Here is a 20563-nt window from a genome sequence, read left to right on the forward strand (position 1 = left end):
CATAGCGAGGCTCTTTTTACTTAACGTTCAAAGGGCGATTTAGTTGACTTTATCCCAAGCCATTTCCCAGTGTGAACCAGTTCCTGGTTCGTATTGGTTTGCGCTTTCTTTCCACTGTACACAGTAACCAGAGTATGGGAAACGTTTACATTGGTAAATGGCACCGTCGCTTGCAAGCACTTTTGTGCCCGCTGTGTAGCTAGATAGCCCTTCAGGGAAGACAAAATCGTACTCGCCAGATGGTGGTGGCGTTACTGACTCTTCTTTTAAGTGAAAGTCGAGCGTTTGCTGATCCACCAAGTTGCCATCTTTGTCTTTAATACGAGTCACGAGCATATGGTGACCAGGCTCTGATTTGGTTAAAGCGAGCGATACAGCCTCCACCGAGCCGTCTTTCATTTCGTCTGCCCAGCTTGCAAGTGGCTCACGGTGGTGATTGTACACGGTGAGTTCTGCGTTTAAATCGCCTTCAGCAGTTAGTGTCAGATCCAACGTTGTCGGTGTTGACTCAATGATATACTCGTCTGCTAAGCCATCTACTGTGAGTGAGTACTCTGGAGCGGGAGTTTCTATCTTGTAGCCGATTTCTACACGCTCAAGGCCGCTATTAGCTTGCAGATACACCGGATTAGTACCATAAACAGGAGTGAATTTATCCTCGGTATACTGTCCAGCTTGCAGTTTAGTTTGCTCTTGGTTGATCTTCGTTGCTAGAGCGTAAGACCAGTTTTTCGCTTTGCCCATGACTGCATCGGTAATTTCTAGCTCGGTTCGATAAGCTATGTTTTCACCCGCCTGATCAAATACGCGCGTATAAACCGAATCTCCAACATTTAAATCCATCGTCGGAATAATTTGACCGCCTTGCGTCCAATCTGGAATGACTGGACTGTCGCCATCAAATTTCACATCGATCACGTTATAAAATGAAGCCGCTGTGTCGCCAACATCCCATACCGCCAGAATGACGTGATACCCCTCGCGCGTAGGCACATTACATTGATGGCTCACCTGTTTTGGAGGTTGAACCATATTGCCATCGACTACACAGAAAGGAGTCAGATCAAACGAGTCGCGTGATAGTGAGGCATTTGGGTTCCAATCAGGTTTGGTGATGTAATATTTCCAGTCACGCGTCACATGGTTAGCTGTAAATGTCCATTCAAAAGTCTGTGTACCTGATTGAATAGGACGTTTAACCCAGCGGTCGGCAGTTTGTTCATCAAGAGCGGCAGCTAGAGCGGTTTCGGCACTTGCTATTTTTCCATCGCGAGGCCCTGTTTGTGGAAAACCATCAGGACCTTCAACACTTTGTGGCTCGTATTGAATCGCACCGCAGTTATTATTTTTTTCGTTAGTATCAGGTGTTGGATACTTACATAGTGCCGCGCGACTTGCAGCGACACCATCATTGGTTTCTGATACGTAGCCGTGAGCCGCAGCACCTGAGCTAATGCTTACAAGTGCTAACGCAAGTACGGATTTGGTTGGAAAGGATTTCATTACATGTCCTCTGTTATGGCTGACAAATTAATGTCACACCTCGGCGCATGCTGAGCACGAAGCAACGCTGCATGAATCCATACATTTGGATAATGTAGTGTTGCAACATGGCAACCCCGCTATCATGAGCATTACTTTTGATGATGGAATGCTGACAGACCGGAAGCTTTGCGTCCCACCCTTTCGAAGGGTTTGCCGAAATGTGATTGAGCAGCCAAAATTTAGCTCAAGAATTTACATGTGGAAAAGTAAACGACACTGACATGGAATCATGTTCTCAAATTGAAAGGTAACGGTACGCCAACCTCATTGATATTGTGCTGTTTTGTTTCTAAGGTATTGGTTTTGATGTTATTTTTGTCTTTTTGATTGCTGGAGTGAATGAGTGATTGGTTGTTGGGTCGAAGGTGGGAAGGGGCAGTATTAAGGATAGAAGAAGGACCGTTTAAAGGGCGGAATATACCGCCCTCTGAATCATTTTATTTAGGCATAATGACGGTATCAATAACATGAATGACGCCGTTTTTAGCTTTCACATCGGTTGCCATTACATTTGCATCGTTGACCATGACTTTATCACCCATGGTTTTAATCATCACGTCTTGCCCCTGAACCGTAGTCGCTTTGTCCAGCTTAACAACATCGGCAGCCATTACTTTCCCTGGGACGACGTGATAAGTCAAAATGGATACTAACTTGTCTTTGTTTTCCGGCATTAAGAGCATATCGATTGTACCGTCAGGCAGTTTTGCAAAAGCGTCATCCGTTGGTGCAAAAACAGTAAATGGGCCTTCTCCTTTGAGTGTATCGACTAGATCAGCCGCTTTCACTGCAGCGACAAGTGTATTGAAAGAGCCGTTTTCAGTGGCAACGTCGACAATATCAGCCTTCATCATGCCATGCTCATGAGCCTTGACGGGAAGCATAAAAGATAAAGTCGCCATCAATGTAGCCGTGATAACCAAGATACGTTTAAACATAATGTGTTCCTTACGAGTTGAGGGTACAACGGTTTCCCTAGAGAATGTCTTTGTTTGTACGCATCTAAATGAAGAGATGATCAACGAGCCCTGCTTTCTTTCGATGGTCTCACGTGTCGCGTTAAAATTCGTTTGCCTTCTTGTTTTACATCGGCCCGTTTGCGCCATGCCCATAGACGCTCCCTTGCGTCTTTAGCTGCGCTATTTAGGTCGACAATAGGCGCTAGGTAACGGCTATCCGGTTTCAAGTGGTACATGACGGTTTCCATATGTGTCATTTTCCAGGGCTCGAACAATAGTGGGGTGGGGACCATTTGCAATTCAGGCACCCATTTATAGATGAACGCGCCATCAGGGTCATGTTCTTGGGCTTGCTTAACCGGGTTGTAAATCCGGATTGTATTGGTCCCAGTTACCCCGGCTTGCATTTGGAATTGTGGGTAATGAATACCAGGCTCAAAGTCGAGGAATAGTTGCGCTAAATGCGTCACGCCAGTTCGCCAATCCGTGTTCATGTGATGAGTGAGAAAACTAACCAGCATGGCACGCATGCGAAAGTTAATGTAACCAGTGTGGTGCAAACAGCGCATGCAGGCATCAATCAAAGGTACGCCAGTATGCCCGGATTTCCATGCTGCTAACTTTTCTTCATCGAAAGTGCTACTTTGTTTAATCAACGGTTCGTAAGCCCGGTTAACACAGTAAAACTCCATGTCGTATTCCGCCTCGAATTTCTGCATAAAGTGACAGTGCCAATGCAGCCGTGAAGACAACGCAATTAAGCTGCGACGAAACCCAGCAACTTGCCAGTGTTTCAATAGGTACTGATAAACTTCACGCAAGGATATATTACCCCAAGCGAGGTATGTAGAAAGGCGAGTACAGGCTGTACGTGAGGCTGTGGGACTAGAAATGCTTCGATAGTAATCACGACCTCGACGATTGAAAAAGTCCTCCAGTGTTTTCCAAGCGAGTTGGCTTCCTCCCGTTTGCATTCCTTTGCATTTTGATAGCCAGGATGAAGGTGGCGAAAACGCGCAGCCGAGAGATTCTGCATCCAATGAATGCAACAAGTTGGTCTGCAGCTCAAGAGGGCTTATGGAGGCTCTCATGACCAAATCCCAATGTTTGTCCCAACCCTGCCGGTCTTTTGCTCCTCTAATAACAGCACCGTGCTCGAACTCAAACCACGTGATGTTCTGCTCATGCAGCCAGTCGGCAATTTGCTTATCGCGCTCAAAGGTGCAGTAGAGCCCTATTTCCTGATGAGAAAACACAGCGTTGATTTGATATTGCATTTGAATTGATTGAAAACATGCTAAGGCATCGCCAAACAGAACCGTGATGCGGTGTCCATAGGCTTTGAGCGTCTCATTCATGTCTTGCAATGATTGCCAAACAAATCGCCAGTGACGCTCAGAATAGTGAGGGTTGTTTAACAGCAACGGTTCAACAATATATAAAAGTACCGTTGGGTGCTTTGACGACAATGCTTGTGTTAAGGGCTGGTGGTCAGTCAGTCTTAAATCTCGTTTTAACCACACGACATTGATTGTTTGCATCGGAATCCTCTTTGTTTCCGATGTTGTACGCAAATGATCCGAAGAGGCCTCACCTAATGATCGGTTTTGTTCATTAAAACGTAGAGGTTGCTCACAAGGAGGTGAGATATGTCGATACCACTGAGTAAGTTAGAAAAGTTCTTCTACGTAGATAAATTGATCATTCACTCGCTTGATCTCGCATTGTATCAAGCATCTGTCGTAGTTGATGGGAAAGCGCAATTCATCGCTGATGACAACGGTATCTTTTTGAGGGCTCATTCCCTTATCGAGATGCAAAAGAAGTGCAAGAATATCAAAGCAAATAAGCAGGTTTTAGTACATCAAAGTGCTTATGATGAGATGGTGGGGCTACCCGAAGGCAAAAGAGACAATCAACTAGAGGTTTTGGTGAGGGATACAAAATTGTATTGAAAGAGTGTTGGTGCATAGTAAAAGCGAACCACCTTACGCAGCTCGCTTAAAATAGAATTAGAGTCGAGCTTAGTCTTGTTTACGCTGAGCTTCTTTTTGTGCGTACTTAGCGGCACGTCGAGCTTCTCTTTGCTTGGCACTTTCGCCACCAACATGCTGCTCGCCTCGTTGTTCTGCAAGAACAATTTGTTTTTCACGTTCGCGGAATCGAGCAATTTGTTCTTCTGAGTGTGTGCCGTGACATTTCGGGCAGCTCACGCCTTGCTCGAACAATTCTGACTGTTTGTCTTCTTCAGTGATCGGTAGACGACAAGCGTTACATAAATCGTAATCTGCTTTTTCTAGCTGGTGGTTTACTGCAACACGGCCATCGAAAACGTAGCAGTCACCTTCCCACATGCTCTCTTCTTGAGGAACTTCTTCAAGATATTTAAGAATGCCGCCTTCTAAGTGGTAGACCTCATCAAAGCCCTGTTCTTTCATGTAAGCAGTTGATTTCTCACAGCGGATACCACCGGTACAGAACATCGCCACTTTCTTATGCTTTTCCGGGTCCATGTTTTCTTTTACATAGTCTGGGAATTCACGAAAGGTTTCAGTATTTGGGTTTACAGCGCCTTTGAATGTGCCGATCTCGATTTCGTAATCATTACGTGTATCGACAACAAACACTTCAGGATCAGCAATAAGATCGTTCCACTCTTGAGGTTTCACGTAAGTACCCACTACGTGGCGAGGGTCGATGCCTTCAACACCTAATGTTACGATCTCTTTTTTCAATTTCACTTTGGTGCGATTGAATGGCTGGGTCTCAGAGTACGACTCTTTGTATACGGTGCCTGTCAAACGAGGCTCGTTGTTTAGCCACTCCAGTAGCGTATCAATACCTGCACGATCAGAGGCAACAGTGCCGTTGATGCCCTCACTTGCCAGCAGTAATGTTCCGCGAATATGGTGTTTTTCCATCAACGCAAGTAATGGCTCGCGTAGTTCTTGATAGTTATTCAGCTCAACAAACTTGTACAGCGCACAAACTACATACTGACTCATGAGGTTTCCTTTAAAAATACAGGTGGTCAACGACCTTAAAATTTTAGCGGCACGAAGTATACCTGACTAAATTAGTCGGAAATACGGACAAATTATGCGGATATTATGGCTAGGCAGGATGTAGCGGTGTTTTGATGCGGCAAAGCGTCACGCGGGTAAAATCGCTATGTGTTCAAATTATAAGCATAAATTGTAGAGAACAAGGTAAGTTGAACTCGACACTTTTGGTTTAAATTTGTACTGTGATTCCTTCTTCGGCTCTTCATTAAAGTTGTGCGCAAGAGCTACAAAATAATAATCGGATCAGTTGGCAAGGAAAGGACATGCAGCAGTTTTATATCAGGCGGCTGAGGGAAGAAGATGCTCCCTTGCTCAAACAATTACTCGTTGAACTCGATACATCGCACTATGAAGCTGAACCGAACTTCTATCGTCCACCCAAGGAATTGGCGCAACTAAGAGAATCATATGGCACCTTCGAAAAGTATTTTGACGGGAGCGTGAGCGCTTTTATTGCTTGTTCGCAAAGAAAGGTCGTCGGTTTTATCTCTGGTTCGGTTCGTAACGTTCAGTCGCTGATTTCACCAGAAAAACGCGTTGGTTTTATTAATGAGCTTATTGTTTCAGAGAACCATCGAAACTTAGGAATAGGTTTATCGCTGATGGATAAGATGGAAAGTGATTTGTGTGCTCAAGGAATAGAAGAAATCGGCTTAACCGTGGCGTCATTTAACCATGAAGGTGAGGATTTCTATCATAAAATGGGCTACCGGGTGATGACGAAACGTATGATCAAGCGCGTAAGAGATTCGTAAAAACAAGATGGTAGGAATGAAACGCCTCTTACCTCTAGAAGAGGCGTTTTTATAGTATTTATTTCAAATTAGCGGCGGTTTGATTCCCCATCGCAATTAACTTATCTAAAACGCGCTCACCGTCGGCACGTAAACCGTTGTGCTCGTACTCGTTAGTGATCCACGCTTTTGAGTTTGGGATTAACGCGAGCGTTTCTCGGCTGATATCCATTTCCACAAACATATCATCGGCGTAAACGGCGCAACTGACAGGCACTTTGTTTTGAGCCAGTTGTGTTTGATCGTACAGTACAGCCCAATCTTCTTTCGCGGCCAATATTTCAGCGGCATCTTTTAGTGGCTTGAGATTGACGTATTGATCGAACATCCATGGGAAGACCATTTCCCCCGTAAAGTAAAATGGCTTGCCAGGTTCATAATTAAACTCTGAACGGTTTTGGCGAACACGGTGCGCACTCCAATTTGACGCAAAACCTTGGCAGTAAATCGACTCATGCAAAATGGCGTAAATCGGGTTGGTCTGGAAGTTTTGCTGCGCCAACATATCGTTCAAGAACTCATAACGAAGTTGTTGTTTGCCGTTCACTTCAATCAATGCACTTTCTAGCCAATAGTAAGTTGGTAAGAAAGTATCACTCACACCAAAGTTGATACCGATTTGCTGAAATTGCTCCACCGTGAAGCGTTGACCATTTGGTAGGTACTCTTCGTTTTCCAGCAAGTGATTCGCAATGTTTTGGCAAAGTTGTTGCGCTTTTGGAAATTGCTGGAAGAACGCTTGGTTTTTCTCCATGGTGCGTTTGAAGGTGGCTTCATACACATCGTCGGCATGACGCGAGACTGATGGCACGCCACCCGTGATGTAGCTTTGCAGCAAGCTGTCTGGGAACAAAGACAAATAGGTGAGGGAGCAAAAACCCCCAAAGCTTTGACCTAAGATCGCCCATTTTTCGACGCCAAATTGCTCACGAATGTACTCCGCGTCGCGCACGATGTTATCCGCTCGGAAGTGGCTCAAGTACTCGGCCTGCTTCTGCGGCGTGAAATGAGCCAGAGTCTGATGATTAATCACCGAACTATTGCCCGTACCGCGCTGGTCGAGAAGCAAAACTCGGTACTCTTGCAGCGCGCGTTTTACCCAGCCGTTATTGCCGTTTTGACGCGGAGAGGGAAAGCCTGGCCCGCCCTGAAAGTAAACCAACCAAGGTTTGGTCGATTCTTCATCGCCAACTCGGCAAACCGCACGAGCGAAGACTTCAATGGTGCCTTTACTCACGTCTTGGTAATCCAGAGGAACGGTAAAACTGTGGGGAGTGTAATGCAATCCTGCGTCGATAAATGATTGAGCGTTCATTGTTATCTTTATTTCCTTATTGAGGGGTAGCGCTACTTTACTGCGAATGGCGTGAAGAACCAATGCTATTTCCAAATCGCTTCGTCAGTTCTATACCTTGGTCAAATCAATGTAAGTTCAAGAAAATGAAACGATTAGCGACTGGTGCAACTGGTTGAGTGAGCTATGCTCAATAGAGTTGCGACAAAGTGAGAGCATGGAGGAAGTCGGATGAAAGTGTCACTAGCTCGATGGATTATTGTGACTTGTTTAATAAGCGTACCTACTTTTGCCGTTGTTACGCCCAACCCACCTCAATTAAAGGCGAAAGGTTACGTATTAATGGACTTTCAATCCGGTGCCATTATTGCCGAGCATAACGGGCGAGCAGGCCTTGCTCCGGCTAGTTTAACCAAGTTGATGACCGCTTACGTCGTTGGACAAGAAATCAAAGCGGGGCGTTTGAAATGGGATGATGTTGTCACCGTGAGCGAAAACGCGTGGTCGGCCAAGTTTCCCGGATCTTCTAAAATGTTCATCAAACCGAAAGATGAAATTAGTGTTGCGAACTTAATGCGCGGTGTGATCATCCAATCGGGTAATGACGCGTGCGTTGCACTGGCTGAGCACGTTGCTGGCAGTGAACGCGGCTTTGTCGCCTTGATGAATGGCTGGGCGGAGAAGTTAGGGCTGCAAGACACTTATTTTGTAAACTCCCATGGTCTCGATAGTGAAGGCATCCAAACCTCACCCACCGATATGGCAAAACTCATGCAGTCGATCATCAACGATGTTCCCGCTGTGTATGCGCTATATAGTGAGAAAGTCTTCAAGTGGAACGACATTACGCAGTACAACCGCAATAAATTACTGTGGGACAATTCCATTGACGTCGACGGGGGCAAAACCGGTTACACCAGCAATGCGGGATACAGTTTGGTGAGCTCCGCCAAAGAAGGGAAAATGCGGTTGATTTCGGTAGTGATGGGCACGCCAAGTAAACAGGCTCGAACGAGCCAATCCAAGAATTTGCTCAGTTATGGTTTTCGTTTTTATGACACCAAACAAGTTGCCAAACAAGGGCAGGTTGAGTCTAAAGTTCGCGTTTGGAAGGGAAATGCCAATCAAGTTGAGGCGATCTTCGCTAATGATGCCTATCTCACTCTGCCTCGTTCTATGACGGCTGGACTTGATAAGAGTGTGGTGTTAAATGAACCGTTGATTGCGCCGCTCGCACAGGGGGATCAAATTGGTAAGGTCGTTTGGAAAAGCGATGACAGTACCGTGGCGAGTTATCCCTTGGTCAGCAGCCAAGCGGTAGAAGAGGGCTCGTGGTTCGCTCAGCTTTGGGACAGTTTGGTGCTGTGGGTGAAATCGTTCTTTAACTAAAATAAAAACGAGCAGAAGTGTCTTTCTGCATTCTTTGGTTGATGACCGCCCAGCTAAACGCTGGGCGGTGTCTTATTTAACGGTTTATTCCGACAAGGTGGTGATTGGTAAATCGTCCCAAATCTTACTTTCATCCGATGCGCCACCGGAGAAGTTCCAAGGGCCTTTGTTTTGTTCCAGTGGACGGTAAGTGGCAGACAATCCATCCAAGTCCCAAGTTGTCACATAGAATCGAATGCCATCCAGTGAATCAGGTCGACCCAGCGCGTCACTCGCAAAGTCCATCGAAATAGTGTTATTGGCTTTGTCTACTGTCACTGTTGGTGCTGGCGTGACCGCTTCTCCCCATGTCGTCGCATTTGCTCCTTTGGTGTTGTAAATCGAGCTTTGCCAGCCAAAAACAACCGCATTACGACTCCACGTTCCGCTTGGTATAGAAGCGTTGATCTTCGGTAGCTCAGACAAGTTAGTTGCGGCTTCTTCAGGTAAATCAATAAAGATGGTGAAACCAACGTGGTCAAAGCCGTTTGGCGGCAACCAAGTATCGGTGATTTTGTCCATGGTGAAGGTCAAACGTACGTTACTGCCAACGGTAAACACTTCTGCTTTGTTTATCGCGAGCTGGCTGTTGTCTTTGTCGAACGTTGGATCGGTTGGTAATGAGTAGTTACCGTTTGGACCGCCCATGCCGTCTTGTGCATCGCCCGCATCATCAATGGTGTCATCCGGCGAGCTTGACCAGCTTAGGTTCGAGACAAAATTCACGTCCTCGATGCCTGTTTTTTTCTCGGTGGAATAAATCGCGAAGCGGTGCTGTTGTTCGCCAATAGCAAAGTGACGAGTCGACAGCGTGACACTAAACTGACCATCAGCACCTACAGTAATGGTTTGCGCTGTTTCCAAGTTACCATCGACGACGAGGTTCAACTTCTCGTTGGCGTTCGCACTACCCGCGATAACAATATCACCAGTGATGGTTTGTCCTTCCCAATCCTGCGCTAGTTGGATGTTGAGGTCTGGGGTCTCTACAGATTGGTTGTTGCTTGTTTTTGAGTAAATCACTGCAGACTTGGCTGGTAGCTCAAGGGTTACGTTACCATTTTCATCTGCGACTAACTGTTCTGGAGCGTTTGCCCAGTTCGATATGATTTGTTGTTTGAAGACGGTGCCGCCAACTTGTTCTACATTGAGTTGGTTCATCAACATCGGCGAGTTGGATGTATTCATCACAACCAAGACTTCGTCGTTATCCAACGTTCGGGTAAAGGCGAAGACGCCCGCGCCCGCTTTATCGCTGCCAATCACTTTTATTTCGCCACGTGTCATGACTTTGTTTTCAGTGCGTAGCTTAGCAAGCTCTTGGATGAACAAGTACATCTCGCTGTTTTGGTCGAATGAGTCTACGTAGTTGCCATCTTCACGGTACCCTCCGGCGAACATCGCATCACGCGCCGATGACATCGCCTGTTCAGTACCTTGGTAAATCACAGGAATACCCGGCACGCTCATCATGGTGATCAGTGCTTGTTTCATGTCATTCACGCTACCTTGCGACAGAAAACGCGGCATATCGTGATTATCAATGAAGTTCGGCATGATGTATGGATTTGGGAACATCTCCATCATTTTCTCAAGACGGAAACGTAAATAGTCGGTCGGTTGTCCTGATGCAAATACGCGCGTCATGGTCGCTTGCAATGGGAAGTTCAATACCGAGGTTAGCTGTTTCGGCGAGCCACTTTCACCGATGTAAGTCAGCATCTTCTCTTCGCCTTCGGTGTGGTAAGGCGTCGATGTTTCGAATACTTCACCAAAAGTGAGGAAGTTGTCATGACCGGTATCAACCGCTTGCGTCATCACACCATCGTCGGCGTGTAGGAAGTCGTTCCAGAAATCGTGTTCAACAAACTTCACCGTATCGATACGGAATCCGTCGACGCCGACTTCGCGAATCCATTTTCGGTAGCTCTCTTTTAGATAAGCGCGTACTTCAGGGTCGGACGTATTGAGGTCATCTAAATCTGAGAGCTGCCAGGTTTTCTCTTGTACCGGATCGTTGTGGTCGGTGATGGTTGGCGTCCAGTGGTAGCTGCCTGTGCCGTCTGTTTTACACTCGTTCATGTTGAGGGGGTACGGCAGCTCTTGCCCGGCGGGTAGTGCATTTTCAATCAAACGGAAACCTTGGCAAGGTAGGCTTGGATCATAACTGTAAGGATCATCGTAGGTAAAGAAGTTGCCTACATGGTTGGTCACGATGTCCTGAATTAAGAACATGTTACGCGCATGCACTTCGCGTGCTAACGCTTGGTAGCTTTCCATGTCACCGAAGTGTTCATCCACTTTTTGAAAATCGCGCGCCCAGTACCCGTGGTAGCCGCCGTAGTTTTGCTCTGCATCCCACCATTGGTTAGCAACTGGCGGAGTAATCCAGATCGATGTGGCACCGAGATCTTCGATATAGCTTAACTTATCACTCACACCAACGAGGTCGCCGCCGCTGAATTTTTTATCCGAAGTCGGATCGAATTCGTTTTGCCCTTGATCATTAAGAGCGCTGTCGCCGTCGTTAAAACGGTCGATCATCAGGAAGTAAATGATTTGATCTTGCCAATCAGGAGATGCCACGTGGCTGCCTGTATCGATTGGTGTGGTTTCGTCGCTTCCACAGCCAGAAAGAGCAAGAGCGATCGCTAAAGGAAGTATTTTTATTTTATTCATTGGGTTAGGTAGAGTTTCAAACACAGTTTTTGCCTCCGTTATGCAGCAATGCATAAACGATAAAGCAAAGGTTTGAAATTGAGAGTGTTATTTCACGCCAAAAAAGACGTGAAATGATGTCACGAAGAGATGATTTTGATCTGACCGACAGTTTTAATTGAGCGGTTGCACAATAGGATATTGTATCGGGTAATGCTCTTTCGCGAGCTCGTTGCCGGATTCATCATAAAGGCGGAAACGGCACTGCTTTGCAGTTTGAGTGAGCGATAATTGCAGCACCCAACAAGCATAATGTAGCGAGTGTTTGGTTAAGCGCATTGCGTGAGGTGTGGGGTCATCATCGACGTAACAGTCAATCCTCACAACGTTTTCAAGTCGGCATGCCAGTTCGATAAAGAGCGTGTATTGCGCCCCAATATTAATAAGTTGCCTTGTCGGGACAATGTATTCCGTTGCGCCAATCAAAAGCCCTTTAGAAACCATGTAATCACGCTGGTGGTTGTTATCAATGTAGCGAGCACCATCGACTTCATAACACAGTCTAAACGTCAGTGGATGAGCGACAGGAAGCTCTGTTGTCGCCCATAGTTCGGTGCCATTATTCAGAAAACGCTCGAAGAAGGCTGGGTAGCGACGCCACGCGCCATCACGGTCTCGACACTCAACGGAGACCACTTTTTCAAACGCAATATTATCCACTTCCATCCAGATTTTACCGACGGGTTGGTCAATATCGTTATCGGCTAAAGTATTGGCTTTGGCATAGTACAAGCGGATCGGTTGCTGATTTAGCTGAGTTCGGTTATCCAAACATTGTTGGCGATACTGCATGGGTGAAAACGGATACCAACGACGAAAAGTGCGGTGAAAGTTCGATGGTTCTTCATAACCGAGTTGATAGGCGATTTGCTGCGTTGTGAGTTGGGTGTCGGCAAGCAAAGTGAGTGCTTGCTTTCTTTTAGCGAAATCAACGCATTGAGAGTAGCTCATTTGCTTTTCTTGCAGTCGACGTTGCAGGGTGCGTTTGGAGACGCCCAGTTGCATTGCCGCTTGCTCTAACTTGAGCGCGTAATTGCTGTTTTTGATGAACAAGGCGTTCAAAACACTCAGCAACTCTGGTTGTTCAATTGGTTGGTGGGAAAGCAGCAAATAAACATGTTTCACCAAATCAAACACGCTTGAACTCGTTTTAGAATCTCGCGTTTCCTCTAGAAAAATATCGGCCGCGAGTGGATTGTTGGCGTTAACTTGTACCTGTATTGATTCGCTTAGCTCAAGCATCTCCAACTGCATTTTGAGCAAGCCAAACACCGACTCCGCCCAATTTGGCATATCGGCCGTTCTGCATTCGACTTGTAGATGGATTTGGGCATCACCATGTTGAAATGTGACGTACAAACGGCGGTCGAATAATGAAACACTTTTACTCCACCAAAGCAGCCCTTCTTGGAGGTTAGGCGCTTCTTTCAACATCATGCATTGCAAGGCAACCAACTTCTCAATGTGCCAATATTCGCCGGCAATTCGCAGATGATTGTGACCAAGCTTTTTGCACAGAAAGGATGTAATAACGTTATCTTGAGGCAGCATGAGTTGAGTTCGGTTGCGAGCAAACATGCATTATTGCTGAAAGGATGAAGAAGTTCAGTGAGAACGCTCAAAGCCTTTCTTATCGTTATATTTTCAAATTTATTTTGAAAATGTTTTTAATCGAAATCGGTTTTTCCCTTTATCTCATGAGGTTATGCTGTTACACAGCTTAAATTCATTAATTGGAGAACCTCATGGATATCGTACAAGCTGCAAAATCTCGTTACTCAACGAAAGTGTTTGACCCAACGCGCAAGCTATCTCAAGAAAAAATCGACGCAGTTAAAGAGCTGATTCGTTTTAGTCCATCGAGTGTGAACTCTCAACCTTGGCATTTCATTCTGGCAAGCACAGAAGAAGGCAAACAGCGCATCGCTAAAGCGGCGCAAGAGAACTACGCGTTTAACGCGGCGAAGATTCTCAACGCTTCTCACGTATTGGTGTTTTGTGCAAAAACAGGCATTGATAACGACTACATTGAAGCGCTAATGGCGCAAGAAGAAAAAGATGGCCGATTCCCAACTGAAGAAGCGAAAGCGGCAGTGCGCGGTGGTCGTAGCTACTTTGTAAACATGCACCGTTTTGATCTGAAAGATGCGAACCATTGGATGGAGAAACAAGTTTACCTCAACGTGGGTACGTTGCTGCTGGGTGCTTCGACGCTAGAAATCGATGCAGTGCCAATTGAAGGGTTTGATCCCAAAGTGCTGGATGAAGAATTTGGCTTGCGTGAAAAAGGTTACACCAGCGTTGTGATCGTGCCGCTTGGCTACCACGCGGAAGATGACTTCAACGCGAAAACGCCAAAGTCTCGCTGGGACGCAGAAACCGTATTCACCGAGATCTAATTCGAGCTTACTTGCAGGTGACGTAGAACCCTGTAATCAATATATAAATCGCAAAAGAGTGAAAAAACGATGATCCACTTAGTTGCAGAAGTGAAAGCCTATCCAGACAGTAAGGATCAGGTGGTGAATTTGCTTGCTGGTTTGCTAGAGCCAACTCGGAAAGAAGAAGGCTGTTGCCAATACGAGTTGTATCTTGACGAGAAAGTTGAAGGCCTATTTATGTTCCAAGAAATTTGGGCATCGCAAGAGGCATTGGATCAGCACTTGCAAAGTCCACACATGGCGACGTTTCTTGAAACATTGGAAGAGAATGATTGGGTTGAATATACCCAGATTCGTCCTCTTCGATTTATCGCCTAATGACAGAAGGTTGCTAGCACGTTGGCGCGTTGCTGGCAGCATTTTTGTTGGATAAAGTCGCGGAAAGTCCGAATCGTTGGCGTCAGTAAGCGACGATCGGCACACACCATGTAGAGTGGCACTGGGCCGCAATCCCACTCTGGTAACACTCGCACCAATCTTCCCTCGATTAAGTCTCGGCTGATGTCCATCAACGATTTATTCGCAATGCCTTTGCCTTTGATCGCTAACCGGTGTGGCAAGTCACTATCGTTGCTCATCAAGTTACCGCTGACCACGACTTGTTCTTTCTCGCCGTCACGCGTGAGCGTCCATTTGTTGTAGACCGAATCCGCGACCATGTAGCACAAGCAGTTGTGTTGCGTTAGATCGGCAGGAGAGGTGAGTTCTGGATGTGTGGCTACGTACTCTGGCGATGCACATAAGATCCGTTCGTTTGACCCACACAAAGCCAACACGACCAGATTGGAGTCGGCCGGCTCGCCGTAGCGAATCGCAATATCGACAGGCTTGGTGTACATATCCGTCAAGCTATCGGACAGCTCTAGTTTGATGGAAACATTTGGGTAGAGATCGATGAACTCATCCACCCAATCGAGCAACATGTTGCGACCAAAATCGGAGGGCGCGGTAATGTGTAGCTGACCAGACAGTTCACCGCGCGCACTTGAGATCTGATCCAACCCCTCTTGCAATGTTGCCAACGCTTGCGTGGTTTTGTCCAAAAACAGTTCGCCCTCTGAGGTTAAACGCAGGCTTCGGGTAGAACGCACAAACAGCGGGAAACCGATTTGCCCCTCAAGACGCTTAATCGATGCACTAATGGCGGCAGGTGTCATGTCCATGCTGTTAGCAGCTTTTGAAAAGCTGCCTTGGCGCGCGGTTTCGACAAAAATATTGAGGTCGTTGAGGGCTTTCATAATGAAAAGGGCTTTTAAGAAGTTTGGGTTACTATAGGGGAGAGTCGCACGGCAATTCAAGGTTAAAACATTAGGTTGCACGGCGAGTTTGGGTTAGATTAGCGCGCAACTTCACTTTACCGGATCAATAGCATGAACCAACAGCAGCCGAACAACCCACTTCACGGGTTGAGTTTAGAAAAAATCGTCACCCGACTAGTTGAACACTTTGGTTGGAATTGCATGTATGAGCGCGTTCGAGTGAACTGTTTTAAGAAAGATCCGTCGATCAAATCTTCGCTGAAGTTTTTGCGTAAAACGCAATGGGCAAGAGATAAGGTGGAAGCGCTATACATCGAGACGTTCTGCTAATCACTCTATGGCCTGCAGCAAGCGGTAATAGATTCTTAGTCTCGCCTTGGCTCGCTAGAATGACGCAGCTTTTCTTATCGCGTAGGCTGGAAGAGTAGCTCTGCTATTACGTCTAAAGCGAGATTCCGAATGACTCGCTTGTGCTCGTCCGGGATGGTTTTTTTAGATAGTGTTTTAGAGTCAGAACCTAAACGAGGTTCGTCATTCTGAACAGCGAGGAACGAGCGTGATTCAGAATCTACTCTCAGATTGTATTGAGTTTATTAATCGCTCTAGGGTCTGCAGCAAGCGGTAAGTAGATTCTTAGTCTCGCCTCGGCTCGCTAGAATGACGCTAGTTCTCTTATCGCGTAGGTTGGAAGATTAGCCATACGTTATTCCCGACAGCGATGAAGAAGCGCTGTCGGGGGAATCTCGCCTTTAATCTCTCGTTTCTTGCTACTCTAAATGATGCGTGCTACCCACAGTTCCTTCCAAGTCTAAAATCGACTGGCGAACGTTGTCTGGAATCACAGCTTTTACGTTGTTCTTAAAATCAAACATCACACCAGTAGCGGTGGCGATGGTCGCAATCTTACCCCACTTCTTACTCAGCACTTGGTATTCCATCGTGATGCGATCTTCTTGCATGTCGATCACGCGCGAGCCGACTAATAACGTGTCTGGGTAAGTGACAGGAAGCTTGTAGCGGCATTGCGTCTCGCTCAGTACTGGTCCAATTTGCGAGGTTTGCAGGTCGACCAGCAGATTAATTTTGTTGAAGTAATCTAAACGCGCTGTCTCGAAGTAGCGAAAATAGACCACGTTATTGACGTGTTGCAGAGCATCCATTTCACCCCATGCGACTTTGATCTCTGTGATAACGGGAAAGTCCTTTAACAGTGTGTCCATTTTTAGTGCTCCTTTTTCATCTGCATTGCCACAAATTGCGACGCGACTTATCACTTTGAGCATTTATTCTAGATGTAATCATTTAATATGTAATAAAATTGTTTTTAAAATGTGAAATTAAATGGCAGTCTGATTATGTAAACTAGAAACTTTACATAATCGAATTGAAGGCGTAAGTTTAACTAAGAGTAACCAAATAGGAGGTGTCTCATGACTGAGCTGAAAGGTTTCAATCTAGCCAAGGTGGAAAAACGCATTGACTGGACTGGCGAGCTGTTCAGTTTAAGGGTCTCAGGCGCGCCTCTTACCTTTAAAGCCGGTCAGTTCACCAAGCTTGCTTTGCTTGATGATGAAGGCAAGCTGATAAGTCGTGCTTACTCTGTGGTTAATGCGCCAAGCGAACAGTTCGATTGGTTGGAGTTCCTAATAGTAGCCGACCCTCAAGGACAACTTTCTCCAAGGCTTCAAAAGCTTAAATCTGGTGATAGCATTTATGTCGGTGAGACCGCACATGGTGACTTAATCCTCGACTCTATTCCTAAACAGGCTCATGATCTGTGGCTGCTATCTACAGGTACAGGTATTGGACCGTTTTTATCGCTACTGGATGATATAAACTTACCACCTCATAATGAGCGAATTGTGCTTGTTCATGCGGTTCGCTACGAAAAAGATCTGGTCTACAAATATCTGATTGAGCAACTACAGCAACGATATGAAGGCAGACTAAAGTACATCCCGATAGTCAGTAGGGAAGTGGTGGATGGTCAGTTACAAGGTCGAATTCCCGAACTCATCGAATCGGGTAGACTGTCCAACGCTGCTGATGTGCCATTCTCTGCTCAAAGTAGTTTTGTCATGATGTGTGGGAACCCGCAGATGATCAAAGATACCTTGCCAGTCTTACAAGGGCTTGGGTTGGAAAAGTATCGTCCTAAAACAGGAGGCAATATCATCTATGAGCGTTACTGGTAGCGTTTGGTTAAATTGATATAACCATATTGAACACATGATGATCACCAATACCAAAGTCGTTCAAACGTCCTAGCTTGTTCGATCAAAAAAGCCACATGAAGTAGCTTTTTTAATATCGATAGAGTCAATCAGACTTATTGTTGATTAACGTACGCTTTAAAGCGAGCTTTGGTTTCTGCGTCTGCTTTTTGGTACCAGAAGTGCAGCATCTCTTCTGCTGTCGAATCTGATTTAACCGCAGTCGCTCTTGCTTGTTTCATATCTTCAGGAATCTTTGCTGGTAGTGTGACTGGTTGAGCAACGACTGCACCAGCAACAGCGATAGCAGCAACGCCGCCTGTTTTGTTGTAGCTTTCCACTTCACGCACGTAATCACGACCGATTTGCATACCCGGTTTGATCAATTTGTCTTGCTCAACGGCGACGGTGTTGCCTGAATCATCAACCAGTTTCCAATCTAAGTCCTTGATCTTTTCTTCCGCATCGCGAAGGTTGCGGTATTCTGGCATTTGTAGCGTCAGCTCGGCATTGGCAGCGTCAAATCGTGTAACGATAACATCGCTTTCAACACTTAAACGGTCATTGCCTTGGTTAAAGTAAGGGGCGAAGCGAAATACGACTTGGTTAACGCCATCAGGTAACGTTAGTGTTCTTTCCGAGGCGAAAAAACCACCCGAAAGGTCTGCTTTTTCACCGTTAGCCGCTAATACTGAAACGTTGTCAGGAACACTCACGGTTACATCTGCGAATGCCATGCCACTCATTGCGAGAGCAAGCGCACAAGTTAAAGGCTTGATCAATTTCATTGTTTTTATCCTAAGCAAATTAGTGGTCATCGAGAGTGCATCGTTCATTGCCCGATTGCAACTCCCAAGTGTAAGAAGTATGAAAATTTAACAAGAACGTCATTTTTATCGCATTTATTACGGGGAAACTGTGATCCAAATAGAATCAAACCGCTGCAATAGAGCGGTTTGATATCATAAGTTATAGATTAAATTTCTTTCTAACTTATTGATTTATTATATGCCAGCACCGTGTCCAGGCTCTGATTGGTCATCAGAAGCGTCTTGTTGTTCTGCCATTTCTTCTTGCTGTTGTGCTTTCTCAATGCTCAACCACCAAACAAATAACTCATACCAAATCGCCAGGATAACAGCACCTAAGAACAGACCAACGATGCCGTAGAAAAGCATACCACCGATGGCACCGAGCAGAATCACAGGCATTGGTACGTCGACACCACGTCCCATTAACATTGGTTTGAACAGGTTTTCAGAAAGAGCTGCAACTACTACCCAGACAGTAAACATGGTGGCTGTCGTTGTATCTTGAGTCATGTACATAAAGCCAATCACTGGTAGTACGGCAAGCAGCGCCGGTAGCTGAGCGATACACAAGATCATCAGAATCAGAGTGAGCAAACCAGCTGCCGGAACGCCAAATACAAAGAAACCAGCACCGATCAATAGCGCTTGAATCGCCGCCACACCGACTACGCCAAGCAGTACGCTTTTAATGGTTGCTGCGATAAGCGTGGTCCAGCTTTTAGCGTTTTCACCAGCGGTACGAATAGCGATGGTTCTTAGCCCTGATGCTGCAGATTCAGAGTACGTCATAAAACCTGCTGCAATCGCAAGTGATAAGATTGAAAGCAGTAAACTTCCCAATACACCGCCAAGTGTGCCGAGCAAAGAAGTGAGCGCGGACTTTATCTGCGGCATAAAGGTTTGAATCGCTTGTTCAAGGTTAGTCGCGAATAGGGTCCACACCTCATAGAGCTTATCACCTACGACAGGCCAATCCGCAACGGAAGGTTTTGGACCAGGGATCTTCACTTGTCCGTTTTGCAATACTTCAAGCGCATGCGTTGCACCATCTACAATGGAGCCTGACACCATAACAAGTGGTGTGACTAAGAGTGCAATACCAAGTAAAGCAATCGTCGTGGCTGCCAGCCCTCTGCGACCGCCATATGCACGCTCCAGCTTTTTTGTAAGTGGCATTAAAGCGACGGCTATAATTGCACCCCAAATAACGGGAAGAATGAAGGGTTTGATGATGTCGTACGTAAACATCAGCAAGACGAAGATCAAGCCAATGCGTATTGCCGATTCCACCATATTACTGATGAAAAGCTTACTGTCGATTTTTACCGATTGTTTATCCATTTTTGTTTACCTGATGATCAATGTTAGAACTGACGAGACTTGAAACAACAATCGCCATATAGAACACACCTGTAATGGCCTCTAAATACACCACGACTTGAGCCAATGGTGTTAGAGGGCTGATATCGCCATAACCAAGCGTGGTTAAGGTGACGAAACTAAAATACGCCGCATTAGAGAAATTCTGCCCCCAAGAAATGGCTTCCATACCAGTGAATGAGGTTGGTGAGAACTCTAGAAGAATGAGATAGGCAATTGCCCACATCAGACCAAGCAGTAAGAAAAGCGCGACTGAGCCAATGACTTTGTTGCTATTGACGTGGCCAGTGAAAAGAATCTGCCTTGCGATGGATTTAAAAGTGCCGAAAAAGAATGCGAAGGTGAGGGCAAGCATCACTACATTCATCTCTCGGATGTTGAAAACGGTCTTGATAACAATCACAAGAACCCAAACGCCAAACAGGGTATAGAGGAAACGAGACCACATTTTGTCGAAGCGAAGGCTGGCAAAACAGACAATGAACGTGAGAACCGTGAACGCCTGCAGTATGTGTTCAATCGTACCTTCACCCACCACTTGTGCCATTGCACTCCCTAGCAACAAAATCACCAGCGCTAAAGTTAGATAGAAGAAGTTGTTTTCTTCATTAATGTTTTTGAGTTTTTTACCAATGACCATGGTTCTTCTCACTTA

At 45.9% G+C, this 20563-nt stretch carries 19 protein-coding genes and 1 riboswitch; of the genes, 7 read left to right on the top strand and 12 right to left on the bottom strand.

Annotated elements, in window-relative coordinates; all coding sequences use genetic code 11:
• Positions 1 to 39 precede the first annotated feature (39 nt).
• The 3 genes from gbpA to L3V30_RS13915 all read right to left on the bottom strand — a co-directional run bounded on the left by gbpA (position 40) and on the right by L3V30_RS13915 (position 4045).
• Complete coding sequence (gene gbpA, locus L3V30_RS13905; protein ID WP_237309123.1) at positions 40 to 1503, bottom strand: N-acetylglucosamine-binding protein GbpA; 1464 nt, start codon at positions 1501 to 1503, stop codon at positions 40 to 42.
• A gap of 106 nt (positions 1504 to 1609) precedes the next feature.
• Positions 1610 to 1710, bottom strand: a riboswitch (cyclic di-GMP riboswitch).
• Between the two features lie 272 nt (positions 1711 to 1982).
• On the bottom strand, positions 1983 to 2483 hold the full coding sequence (locus L3V30_RS13910) for a fasciclin domain-containing protein (RefSeq protein ID WP_046875719.1): 501 nt from the start codon (positions 2481 to 2483) through the stop codon (positions 1983 to 1985).
• Between the two features lie 80 nt (positions 2484 to 2563).
• The gene (locus L3V30_RS13915) at positions 2564 to 4045 is read right to left on the bottom strand and encodes a deoxyribodipyrimidine photo-lyase (RefSeq protein ID WP_237309124.1); all 1482 of its coding nucleotides are present in this window, start codon (positions 4043 to 4045) and stop codon (positions 2564 to 2566) included.
• 108 nt (positions 4046 to 4153) lie between these two features.
• On the opposite strand from L3V30_RS13915, the gene L3V30_RS13920 reads away from it, so the two are divergent.
• Positions 4154 to 4459 carry a DUF6482 family protein gene (locus L3V30_RS13920; RefSeq protein WP_237309125.1) on the top strand — a complete coding sequence of 102 codons (306 nt, stop codon included), beginning with the start codon at positions 4154 to 4156 and terminating at the stop codon, positions 4457 to 4459.
• 69 nt (positions 4460 to 4528) lie between these two features.
• Here the strand turns inward: L3V30_RS13920 and L3V30_RS13925 are convergent, their stop codons facing one another.
• Complete coding sequence (locus tag L3V30_RS13925; protein WP_085342522.1) at positions 4529 to 5509, bottom strand: rhodanese-related sulfurtransferase; 981 nt, start codon at positions 5507 to 5509, stop codon at positions 4529 to 4531.
• Positions 5510 to 5832: 323 nt separating this feature from the next.
• Between L3V30_RS13925 and L3V30_RS13930 the strand changes: the two genes are divergently transcribed.
• On the top strand, positions 5833 to 6324 hold the full coding sequence (locus tag L3V30_RS13930) for a GNAT family N-acetyltransferase (RefSeq protein WP_237309126.1): 492 nt from the start codon (positions 5833 to 5835) through the stop codon (positions 6322 to 6324).
• A gap of 58 nt (positions 6325 to 6382) precedes the next feature.
• Here the strand turns inward: L3V30_RS13930 and L3V30_RS13935 are convergent, their stop codons facing one another.
• On the bottom strand, positions 6383 to 7678 hold the full coding sequence (locus L3V30_RS13935; RefSeq protein ID WP_237309127.1) for an alpha/beta fold hydrolase: 1296 nt from the start codon (positions 7676 to 7678) through the stop codon (positions 6383 to 6385).
• 210 nt (positions 7679 to 7888) lie between these two features.
• Here L3V30_RS13935 and L3V30_RS13940 point away from each other — a divergent pair, with 210 nt between their 5' ends.
• The gene (locus L3V30_RS13940; protein WP_237309128.1) at positions 7889 to 9046 is read left to right on the top strand and encodes a D-alanyl-D-alanine carboxypeptidase family protein; all 1158 of its coding nucleotides are present in this window, start codon (positions 7889 to 7891) and stop codon (positions 9044 to 9046) included.
• Positions 9047 to 9130: 84 nt separating this feature from the next.
• Here the strand turns inward: L3V30_RS13940 and L3V30_RS13945 are convergent, their stop codons facing one another.
• Both L3V30_RS13945 and L3V30_RS13950 read right to left on the bottom strand, forming a co-directional pair.
• Positions 9131 to 11788, bottom strand: a complete 2658-nt coding sequence (locus L3V30_RS13945) for an alpha-amylase family glycosyl hydrolase (protein ID WP_237309129.1) — start codon at positions 11786 to 11788, stop codon at positions 9131 to 9133.
• Positions 11789 to 11917: 129 nt separating this feature from the next.
• The gene (locus L3V30_RS13950) at positions 11918 to 13381 is read right to left on the bottom strand and encodes a helix-turn-helix transcriptional regulator (protein ID WP_237309130.1); all 1464 of its coding nucleotides are present in this window, start codon (positions 13379 to 13381) and stop codon (positions 11918 to 11920) included.
• Positions 13382 to 13548: 167 nt separating this feature from the next.
• Between L3V30_RS13950 and L3V30_RS13955 the strand changes: the two genes are divergently transcribed.
• Positions 13549 to 14202, top strand: a complete 654-nt coding sequence (locus L3V30_RS13955; protein ID WP_053808262.1) for an oxygen-insensitive NAD(P)H-dependent nitroreductase NfsB — start codon at positions 13549 to 13551, stop codon at positions 14200 to 14202.
• 69 nt (positions 14203 to 14271) lie between these two features.
• Complete coding sequence (locus L3V30_RS13960; RefSeq protein WP_237309131.1) at positions 14272 to 14562, top strand: putative quinol monooxygenase; 291 nt, start codon at positions 14272 to 14274, stop codon at positions 14560 to 14562.
• Here L3V30_RS13960 and L3V30_RS13965 read toward each other — a convergent pair.
• A complete protein-coding gene (locus L3V30_RS13965; RefSeq protein WP_005484216.1) occupies positions 14559 to 15482 on the bottom strand; it encodes a LysR family transcriptional regulator in 924 nt (307 codons plus the stop codon). The genes L3V30_RS13960 and L3V30_RS13965 overlap by 4 nt on opposite strands.
• A 132-nt stretch (positions 15483 to 15614) precedes the next feature.
• Here L3V30_RS13965 and L3V30_RS13970 point away from each other — a divergent pair, with 132 nt between their 5' ends.
• A complete protein-coding gene (locus L3V30_RS13970; protein ID WP_069537417.1) occupies positions 15615 to 15833 on the top strand; it encodes a VF530 family protein in 219 nt (72 codons plus the stop codon).
• 437 nt (positions 15834 to 16270) lie between these two features.
• Here the strand turns inward: L3V30_RS13970 and L3V30_RS13975 are convergent, their stop codons facing one another.
• On the bottom strand, positions 16271 to 16723 hold the full coding sequence (locus L3V30_RS13975; RefSeq protein WP_237309132.1) for a thioesterase family protein: 453 nt from the start codon (positions 16721 to 16723) through the stop codon (positions 16271 to 16273).
• A gap of 210 nt (positions 16724 to 16933) precedes the next feature.
• On the opposite strand from L3V30_RS13975, the gene L3V30_RS13980 reads away from it, so the two are divergent.
• A complete protein-coding gene (locus tag L3V30_RS13980) occupies positions 16934 to 17698 on the top strand; it encodes a ferredoxin--NADP reductase (protein WP_237309133.1) in 765 nt (254 codons plus the stop codon).
• Between the two features lie 134 nt (positions 17699 to 17832).
• Here the strand turns inward: L3V30_RS13980 and L3V30_RS13985 are convergent, their stop codons facing one another.
• The 3 genes from L3V30_RS13985 to L3V30_RS13995 form a co-directional block, all read right to left on the bottom strand.
• Complete coding sequence (locus L3V30_RS13985; RefSeq protein WP_237309134.1) at positions 17833 to 18504, bottom strand: DUF2057 domain-containing protein; 672 nt, start codon at positions 18502 to 18504, stop codon at positions 17833 to 17835.
• Positions 18505 to 18720: 216 nt separating this feature from the next.
• Positions 18721 to 19869: an AI-2E family transporter gene (locus tag L3V30_RS13990; RefSeq protein ID WP_005396613.1), complete on the bottom strand. Its 1149-nt coding sequence runs from the start codon at positions 19867 to 19869 to the stop codon at positions 18721 to 18723.
• On the bottom strand, positions 19862 to 20548 hold the full coding sequence (locus L3V30_RS13995) for a potassium channel family protein (RefSeq protein WP_005396612.1): 687 nt from the start codon (positions 20546 to 20548) through the stop codon (positions 19862 to 19864). Before L3V30_RS13995 ends, L3V30_RS13990 begins: the two co-directional genes overlap by 8 nt.
• Positions 20549 to 20563 lie beyond the last annotated feature (15 nt).

Origin of the sequence: Vibrio sp. A1-1, from assembly GCF_021728175.1 — a bacterium.
Classification (GTDB): domain Bacteria; phylum Pseudomonadota; class Gammaproteobacteria; order Enterobacterales; family Vibrionaceae; genus Vibrio; species Vibrio diabolicus.

Excerpts from the sequence above, each read along its gene's own strand:
- L3V30_RS13950 (WP_237309130.1), bottom strand. The coding sequence starts at position 13,381 with ATGTTTGCTCGCAACCGAACTCAACTCATGCTGCCTCAAGATAACGTT.
- L3V30_RS13995 (WP_005396612.1), bottom strand. The coding sequence starts at position 20,548 with ATGGTCATTGGTAAAAAACTCAAAAACATTAATGAAGAAAACAACTTC.
- L3V30_RS13910 (WP_046875719.1), bottom strand. The coding sequence starts at position 2,483 with ATGTTTAAACGTATCTTGGTTATCACGGCTACATTGATGGCGACTTTA.
- L3V30_RS13920 (WP_237309125.1), top strand. The coding sequence starts at position 4,154 with ATGTCGATACCACTGAGTAAGTTAGAAAAGTTCTTCTACGTAGATAAA.
- L3V30_RS13960 (WP_237309131.1), top strand. The coding sequence starts at position 14,272 with ATGATCCACTTAGTTGCAGAAGTGAAAGCCTATCCAGACAGTAAGGAT.
- L3V30_RS13955 (WP_053808262.1), top strand. The coding sequence starts at position 13,549 with ATGGATATCGTACAAGCTGCAAAATCTCGTTACTCAACGAAAGTGTTT.
- L3V30_RS13935 (WP_237309127.1), bottom strand. The coding sequence starts at position 7,678 with ATGAACGCTCAATCATTTATCGACGCAGGATTGCATTACACTCCCCAC.
- L3V30_RS13990 (WP_005396613.1), bottom strand. The coding sequence starts at position 19,869 with ATGGATAAACAATCGGTAAAAATCGACAGTAAGCTTTTCATCAGTAAT.
- L3V30_RS13970 (WP_069537417.1), top strand. The coding sequence starts at position 15,615 with ATGAACCAACAGCAGCCGAACAACCCACTTCACGGGTTGAGTTTAGAA.
- L3V30_RS13985 (WP_237309134.1), bottom strand. The coding sequence starts at position 18,504 with ATGAAATTGATCAAGCCTTTAACTTGTGCGCTTGCTCTCGCAATGAGT.
- L3V30_RS13930 (WP_237309126.1), top strand. The coding sequence starts at position 5,833 with ATGCAGCAGTTTTATATCAGGCGGCTGAGGGAAGAAGATGCTCCCTTG.
- L3V30_RS13965 (WP_005484216.1), bottom strand. The coding sequence starts at position 15,482 with ATGAAAGCCCTCAACGACCTCAATATTTTTGTCGAAACCGCGCGCCAA.
- L3V30_RS13980 (WP_237309133.1), top strand. The coding sequence starts at position 16,934 with ATGACTGAGCTGAAAGGTTTCAATCTAGCCAAGGTGGAAAAACGCATT.
- L3V30_RS13925 (WP_085342522.1), bottom strand. The coding sequence starts at position 5,509 with ATGAGTCAGTATGTAGTTTGTGCGCTGTACAAGTTTGTTGAGCTGAAT.
- L3V30_RS13915 (WP_237309124.1), bottom strand. The coding sequence starts at position 4,045 with ATGCAAACAATCAATGTCGTGTGGTTAAAACGAGATTTAAGACTGACT.
- L3V30_RS13975 (WP_237309132.1), bottom strand. The coding sequence starts at position 16,723 with ATGGACACACTGTTAAAGGACTTTCCCGTTATCACAGAGATCAAAGTC.
- L3V30_RS13940 (WP_237309128.1), top strand. The coding sequence starts at position 7,889 with ATGAAAGTGTCACTAGCTCGATGGATTATTGTGACTTGTTTAATAAGC.
- gbpA (WP_237309123.1), bottom strand. The coding sequence starts at position 1,503 with ATGAAATCCTTTCCAACCAAATCCGTACTTGCGTTAGCACTTGTAAGC.